4 protein-coding genes are annotated in these 8,529 nt (G+C 45.6%); all 4 read left to right on the top strand.

Annotation, left to right across the window (positions count from 1 at the left end; genetic code table 11):
- The coding region (locus FTT91_RS13720) for a cadherin-like domain-containing protein (protein WP_180169665.1) at positions 1-3,149 on the top strand (3,149 nt) is incomplete at its 5' end.
- Between the two features lie 266 nt (positions 3,150-3,415).
- The gene (locus FTT91_RS13715) at positions 3,416-4,930 is read left to right on the top strand and encodes a TolC family protein (RefSeq protein ID WP_180169664.1); all 1,515 of its coding nucleotides are present in this window, start codon (positions 3,416-3,418) and stop codon (positions 4,928-4,930) included.
- Entirely contained in the window at positions 4,927-7,056 is a 2,130-nt protein-coding gene (locus tag FTT91_RS13710) for a type I secretion system permease/ATPase (protein ID WP_180169663.1), read from the top strand. Before FTT91_RS13715 ends, FTT91_RS13710 begins: the two co-directional genes overlap by 4 nt.
- Positions 7,053-8,234 (top strand): HlyD family type I secretion periplasmic adaptor subunit, encoded by a 1,182-nt coding sequence (locus FTT91_RS13705; protein WP_180169662.1) that lies wholly within the window; start codon positions 7,053-7,055, stop codon positions 8,232-8,234. Before FTT91_RS13710 ends, FTT91_RS13705 begins: the two co-directional genes overlap by 4 nt.
- Positions 8,235-8,529: the final 295 nt, after the last annotated feature.

Below are 8,529 nucleotides of genomic sequence, written 5' to 3'. Positions count from 1 at the left end.
CTGCCGTGGGTGAAACTGAAGCTTACACCGAAGCACGCGAAGCAGTTGAAAAAGCTGAAAAAGCTTATCAAGATGCCAAAGATGCTCTGGAAGACGCTGAGAAAGATGGCAACATCACCGCTGAAGAACGTACTGCTCTTGAGCAAGCAGTTACTGATGCAGAACAAGCAAAATCTGATGCACAAGACCTTGTTGATGCATTGCCAGAAGATGCACAAGAAGGCCTGCAAGATCGCTTAGATGCATTAACTGACCCTGTTATCGACGTACCTGCCGTGGGTGAAACTGAAGCTTACACCGAAGCACGCGAAGCAGTTGAAAAAGCTGAAGACGCTTACGAGGATGCGAAAAGTGCAATCAATACTGCTGAACAGCAAGATGAAGTGACCCCAGAAGATCGCGCTGCTTTACGTAACCAAGTTGCGGAAGCAGAAGCGCTGAAACAAGTTGCACAAGAGCTTGTTGATCAGCTTCCAACCGAAGCAAAAGGTGATCTACCTGGTCGCTTGGATGACTTAACGGAGATGACGGTGCCTGCGCTTGACACTAAACCGACCGTATCTGATGAGCCACATGTGCTAGAGCAGATGCAAGAGGATGGTGAAATCACCTTTACCGAAGCCGAGCTTTTGGCTGGCGTAAATGCGGCTGACGTGGACGGCGATACCTTATCGGTGACTAATGTTCAGGTGGATCCTGCGTTGGGTACTATTACCGATAATGGCAATGGCACTTGGACCTTTAAACCAAAGGAAAACTTTGCCAACGCCTCGGCAGAGGAATCGGTTGAAATCACCTTTGACGTGACCGATGGCGAGTGGAATATTCCAGCCTCGGCAGAGGTTCATGTTGAAGCAGTCGCTGATGGCGTGAATATTGACTTGAAAGCCAATATCTTTAATGACGGTGGCACAGGTGGTACGTCAGCGCCAGTTGATCTACCTGCTGCGCCGCCATCAACGGGTTTAATCTTCAAGATGTATAACGGTATATCCATTACTCAAAGCCAAAAGGCTACTTTTGATTCAAGCCGTCTTGAGCAAATATTGGAAGGTAACACTGCTAACTCAACGGGACGCGCCAACGTTTTCACTGGTAACTTTACAGGAAGTGATGTGGCCAATGGAAAATTCGATGCGGTGTCTTATACTGGTTTGATCTACCTAGAAGCAGGGCGTGAGTATAGCTTTGAGGGCTATGCAGACGACTCAATGTTTATTGAAATTGGTGGCAACGTTCTTTCTCAAACAACGGGCAATGCTTACGGGGATTATGGTCCAACATTTACGGGTGGCGTTGGTGCTGGCTCAATTTATGTGAACAGTTTTATACCACCTGCCACGGGCTACTACACCATAGAAGCTTATTTCGCTAACTTAAATAAATCAGGTAAGTTTGATATCAGTGTACTTGAGAAGGCAGTGGATGCAGATTGGAGCACCGCCACCTCTAAAGAGCTGACAGGTGATAACTATCATTTGTATGGCAGTGCTGAAGAGCTAATTACACTGGGCGCTGAGGTCGGTACTTTCGTTGAAAATGGTGCTGCTGATTATCAAGGAAAGTCCGGTGGCTACTTCGCTGCTGGTGTAGTTGATGAAGGGATTATCGGCAACCCAATCAAGCTGTCAGGTATTGATGTTACGCTGATTGATAATGATGGTTCAGAAACACTGACTGTGTTGAAGATCACCAACATTCCAGAGGGTAGCACCATTACCGATGGCGCCAATACCTTTGTTGCTGCAGACGGTGCTGAGTTAAATCTGATGGATAGCGCAGGCAATATTATTTGGGATTTAGACCAATTAGTATTTATCTCTAATCCAGACCTAACGGCGGCAGACTTGCCAGACGGTAAACTCAGCATTAACTTGAAAATTGAAGCCACCACCCAGGAAACAAGTAACGGGGATGAAAAAACCGTCGTGAAAGACTTGCTTGTTAAGGTGTTAGACTTTGACTCAAGTACCGCAGATTTAGACCCTGCAATTAAAAATACCGATAACCTGTTTACACATGGCACCGATGGTAACGATGTTATGTATGCAACTAACGTAGTGGCTACAGTGAATGGCGAAACGGGTGGCAGTCAAAATGGTTGGGCTATCAATTTCGATAACGGTAAACCTGGCTTAAGCATCACTAAGGTTGTGATTGATTTAAATAACTCAGCAAATGGCGATGTTCACTTTAGTGCAAGCGGCTCGATAAATTATAAAAATCAAAGTACCTTCAAATCTGATAGTCCTAGTCATCAGTCAATCAATGGCTCGGCTTTAGTGAAAAGCTATAGTATCAGCGACTTCCAAGGAGGCTCGCTGTACAAAACCCCGCAAAAACTTACCATCGACTTTAAAGATGGCGAGTTTACCAAAGGCAAAGAATTTAACTTTGCTGCGGACACCGACACCCGAACTTCACCAAACAATAGCTTTGCAGATCAGTTAGCTGGCTCTACCATTACTATTTACTTTAGTGATGGCTCTAGCCAAACCGTTACCTACATCAATCAAGGTACCGGCAGTGGTGCTGACAGCACCTCGGAAGCCAGCTTTGCTGAGCACTACCTCAACGGTGGCGACGGTGACGATACCATTTACGGCTCAGGCGGTGACGACTATCTGGTCGGCGGCGCGGGCAATGACGTGTTGTACGGCGGTGCTGGCAAGGACTATCTGCTGGGCGGTGCAGGCGATGATATCTTGCATGGTGGTGCTGGCGATGACATCCTTATGGGTGGCTTAGGTAATGACTTGCTAGTAGGCGGTGAGGGCAATGATATCTTGATTGGTGGGCTAGGTAGTGATACAGCACTTTATGATGTTTTAGTTGCTGCCGACGCGACTGCGGGTAATGGGACTGATACATGGAAAGACTTCACTCTTGGCTCTACGATTAGTAATCCAGAGGCAGACAAGATTGAGTTTAGCCAAGGATTCTTCCAAGGATTACTGGATGTCAATCAAGACGATATCGGGCAGTACATTAAAGTCGAAGATGTAAATGGCACAGCGACAGTGAAAGTGGATCGTGATGGTGCTGTAGGTACGCATGATTGGGCAAACCTATTGGTACTTGAAGGGCATAAAGCTGCCGATGTAAATTTACAAACTTTATTAGATAATCAACAGATTATTATTGGTTAATATCCATAGGGTTGGATTGAGCTACGGCTTGATTTAGTCCTAAGCTAAAGAAAAGCAGTGTGCGGTGCATGCTGCTTTTCTTTGTTTTTAAATGCAGCTTGAAATGTGGCATTAGCGAATCAATTGTATCGTTGATTTTTATTGTAAATTTATTATGATCGATGTGGCACACATGGCTTTAAAATAGACAGGAATGCTGCTATAAACAACAGCAGTACAATACCTTTTTTGATTTGTAAACATAATAGAAATTCGACACTTAGACCATGAAATTAACCCAATCCAAGATATGGTTATGCTTGTTTTTACCCATATCTAGCACGTTTAGCACTGCTTATGCAGCGCCTTCCTCATCTTATTTTGATGCCAGTAAAAATAGAATTCAGCAGCTATTCGCACCGCAATCTGCAACTGCAAACCAAGTCAACTTGCAGCAGTTTAAGCAATTTCCATTAGATATTCAGTCGCTACAAGAACGGTTGCCTGTGGTGACCAGCACGGCTCAAACCACTGGACATCCCACAAAAAATGCCGCGGCGGTTAGATATATAGCCGAACTAGGCTTACAAGACGCCATTCAACAAGCGCTACAACGTCGTCCAGAAATCACCCGCAGTATTGCCACTTTGGCAGGGCAAGCCGCAAATATCGATGCAGCTAAGGCGCAGTATTATCCACAAATTTCAGGTGGTATCAGCACCGCTGACTTAACCACAGGTGAACGGGGCAGACAACTTTACAGCCTATCGGCAACCCAAGTCCTGTATGACTTTGGCAAAATTAAAAGTGCGGTCAATATTGAACAAGCCAAATTATTAGAAGAACAGGCCAATGTGCTCGTGAGTATTGATGATATCGCTTATCAAACCGCCAATGCTATCGTCAATATCAACCGCTATCGGGAAATTGTTAAAATTGCGCATCAGCAACTTCAAGGCATCGCTCGAATTGCCGAAATTGCCAATTTACGTGCGCAAGCAGGGATCAGTAGTCAGGCCGACCCTATTCAGGCGCAGTCCAATTTAGAAGCTGCGCAGTCCAATTTACTGATTCAAGAAAGTCAACTCAAGCAATATCAACAAACTCTAAGAACCCTTTTGGGCTATGACGTGTCCAATATACAACTGAGCTTGCCTGATACTGTGATTCGTCATGCAGGGTTATATGAAGAACCCAGCTTTAGCCAAATTCCGAAAATGATGGCGGCACAGGCTGCGGTACAAGTGGCACAATACCAAAGCCAAGAAACCAAACGCAGTGTTTACCCTAGTATTTATGTCAAAGGCAGTTTAAATCAGGCACTTAATGGAAAAAATCCCAATAATAATGAAGATGATGGCATGTATAGTTCAGTCATGCTAGAAGCCAACAGCAATTTTTTCCAAGGCGGTGCTTTACGTGCCAAACAACGCTCAGCGGCGTATGCCGAGCAGGCAGCCAAAGCCGAGGTGCAAAGCGTGTACTTAGATGTTTTAGATCAAATTCGCTTGATTCGAGAGCAAATTGATAATAAACAAAAGCAAATGGAGGTTTTAGCATTGCGAAAAAACACCACTGCCCGTACCAAAGAACTGTATCAAGAACAATATAAACTGGGCACCCGTACCGTGGTGGACTTGTTAAATTCCGAGCAGGCAATTCACAGTGCAGCGCAAGAAATTGAAACCGCCCGTTACGATATTTATGCAGGCTTAATTCAATATATTCATGTCACAGGGCGCTCCCGTGATCTTTACCAACTCAATAACACTAAAATTCAAGGGGTGGAGATTCAGCCATGAGTACCGCTATACACTACCTGCCTTGGCTACAAGCCGTTTTAACAATTGCCAAACATTATCGCATTGAAGCTTCGGAAGAGCGTTTACGTTTACAACTGGACTGGAACCCGAACCCATCTAGCGATGAGTTGGTGACTCTGATGGGGCGGCAAATTGGCCTACAGGTCAGAGCCAGTGCCTTTAGTCCCGAAATCTTAAACCCTTGGCGTTTACCTGTGCTCATTGCCATGCACGATGGGCAGGTCGGGGTGTTAGATAAACTCGATGCCGCAGGCAATGCCAGCGTACAATTTAGCGGTGACCAAGGCTTGGCACAAGTGCTCACGCTGCAACAACTGCAACACAGCATACAACAGGTCTATATTTTACGCCCTGAAAAATCGATCCCCGATGTGCGGATTGATGAATATGTCAAACCCTATGAGTCGAGCTGGTTTTGGTCAATTGTCCTGCGGGATTGGAAACGCTATATCGATGTCATGTTTGCCTCTTTAATGGCCAATATTTTGGCTTTGGCGACGGTTTTATTTTCCATGAACGTCTATGATCGGGTGATTCCAGCCCAATCGATTCCGACCTTGTGGGTGTTGGCAGGTGGGGTATTGTTGGCGGCGATCTTTGAATTTAGCATCCGTGTCGCCCGTATTTATTTGTCGGATATTATTGGCAAACGGGCCGATTTGAAAATTTCAGATCGGGTCTTTGGTCATGCGCTACGCATTAAAAATAAAGAACGTCCCAAGTCCACAGGCACCTTTATTTCCCAAATTCGAGAACTGGAAGGCGTACGGGAATTGGTGACTTCGACCACCATTTCAGCGGTGGCCGATTTACCGTTTTTCTTATTGTTCTTGGGCATTTTTTGGTTAATTGGCGGCGATTTATTTTGGGTGATGTTGGCTGTGGTGCCGTTGATGATTTTACCAGGGATTTTGATTCAAAAACCGTTGGCGAAATTGGCTGCTGAAGGTATGCGCGAAGGGGCAATTCGTAATGCCACCTTGGTCGAAGCGGTACAGGGCATTGAAGATATTAAATTATTACGTGCCGAAGCACGCTTTCAAAACCAATGGAACCATATGAATGAAGTCTCGGCAGAGATTTCGATGCGTCAGCGCAAATTGGTGGGCGTGGTTGGCGCATGGACGCAAAAAGTCCAAGGCCTAACCTTTGCCATTGTGGTTTTGGTGGGCTGTTTTGCAGTCATGAAAGGCGATATGACCACGGGAGCCTTGGTGGCCTGTTCGATTTTATCCTCTCGGATGCTGGGGCCGATTGCCCAAATTTCGGGGGTGCTGGGACGTTTGCAACAAGCCAAAGTGGCCAAAACCAGTTTGGATGAATTGATGAAAAAACCTGTCGATCAGGCGGAACATGCCCATCTGATTCATCGTGCAGCTTTGCACGGTCAGTATGAGCTCAGCCAAACCCTATTTAAATATGCCGAAGATGATGCGCAAGCGACTTTGGCAATTCAAAAACTCGAGATTCGTGCAGGGGAAAAAATTGCAATTTTAGGTCGCAATGGCGCAGGGAAATCGACCCTGTTACAACTGTTGGCAGGCATGCAAGAACCTGTACAAGGCAAAATTAAACTGGATGGGGTGGATTTGGGTTTAATTGACCCTGCCGATGTGCGTCGTGATATGGGCTTGCTCAATCAAAATGCCCATTTATTTTTTGGAACGGTGCGGGAAAATCTTAAATTGGGCGCACCCTTGGCCACAGATCAAGACATTTTAACGGTCTTGAAAATGACAGGGGCTTTGGATTTTGTGTTGGCGAAAAAAGAAGGTTTAGATCATCAGGTCTTGGAAGGTGGAGCAGGTTTTTCGGGCGGACAACGTCAGGCTTTACTCTTGTCACGGCTGTTATTACGTCAGCCGAATATTGTGCTCCTCGATGAACCGACCGCAGCCTTGGATGATGTCACTGAAAAACAATTGATTGATCATTTACACACGTGGCTGGGGCAAAAAACCTTGGTGATTGCCACCCACCGTCGTGCAGTGCTGGAATTGGTGGATCGTATTATTGTGTTACAAGACGGAAAAATTGTGATGGATGGCAGTAAACAACAGATCTTGCAGCAGTCAGTTTCCAATCAGGCGGAGGCAACAGCATGAGCCAGCAATCCTCGCAACCGAACAAAGTGACACACATTGAACCGCCTTTGCCAAGTGCTAGCTTATTTATTTGGATTATTGGCATAGGCTTGTTTGTGTTGTTGGCATGGGCGTGGTTATTCCAGCTTGAAGAAGTGTCCACAGGCACTGGAAAAGTGGTGCCTTCCTCTAAAGAACAAACTATTCAGTCACTTGAAGGCGGGATTTTAACCAAGCTCAATGTGCAAGAAGGACAAATTGTACAACAGGGGCAGGTGTTGGCACAGCTTGATCCGACCCGTTTGGCCTCCAATGTGGGTGAGTCGGCATCATTATTATTGGCCTCGCAAGCCACGGCTGCACGGTTGCGTGCCGAAGTGAATGGTACAGCACTGCATTTTCCTGCCGAAGTCTTAAAAGATCCCGCATTGGTACGTGAAGAAACCGCATTGTATCAATCTCGTCGTTTTAATTTAGAGGAGTCTTTGGCGGGTTTGCAGCAGGCTTTGCTGTTGGTACAGCAAGAGCTGGCCATGACCGAACCATTGGTGGCCAAAGGTGCAGCCAGTGAAGTGGAAGTGTTACGCTTAAAACGCCAAGCCAATGAACTGCGGAATCAAATGAACGATGTCCGTAACCAATATTTGGTCAAAGCCCGTGAAGAATTGGCCAAAGCCAATACCGACATTGAAACGCAAGGACAAATTGTGAAGGGTAAGTCGGACAGCCTGAGCCGTACCGTCTTTAAGTCACCTGTACGCGGGATTGTCAAAGAAATTAATGTCATGACCTTAGGTGGGGTGGTGGCACAAAATGGCAAGCTGATGACTTTGGTACCGCTGGATGAAAAACTGCTGATCGAAGCGCGGATTTCACCACGAGATATTGCCTTTATTCACCCAGGTCAGGAAGCATTGGTTAAAGTCACCGCCTATGACTATTCCATTTATGGCGGACTCAAAGGTAAAGTCACGGTGATTTCACCCGACACCATTCGGGATGAGGTCAAGCAAGACCAGTTTTATTATCGGGTCTATATTCAAACCAATAGCGATAAACTGAACAATAAAGCAGGGCAGCAGTTTAGTATTACCCCAGGTATGGTGGCCACAGTGGATATTAAAACGGGTCAGAAAAGCGTGTTAGATTATCTGATTAAACCGTTTAATAAAGCGCAAGAGGCGTTAAGAGAGCGTTAAGATTTTGGTTTAAATCAGGTTTTTAGTAATATTTATTTAAACTTTGCGGGTTGCTTGGTTTTTTACCCGAGTGTTCGGAATTGCATTGAAGTGCAAGCACAGTCTGTAATAGAAATGAACAATGAGCGCCACAGGCGCTCATTTTTATGGCTGTTTTTGCCTTTAAAGGGTAAGCATCCGGCTAACACAGCCTTACCAAGCGATCCTATAAGCCTTAATTTAGTTCCCACCTAAAAACAAGTGGGGACTTAATCCATGAACATGGATATATATTCAGCAACACCTCCTGTTGCTA

This window comes from Acinetobacter sp. YH12021 (assembly GCF_013420145.1).
Lineage (GTDB): Bacteria > Pseudomonadota > Gammaproteobacteria > Pseudomonadales > Moraxellaceae > Acinetobacter > Acinetobacter towneri.
The sequence above is the reverse complement of the archived record's forward strand: the minus strand, read 5'-3'. Positions and strand labels throughout refer to the sequence as shown.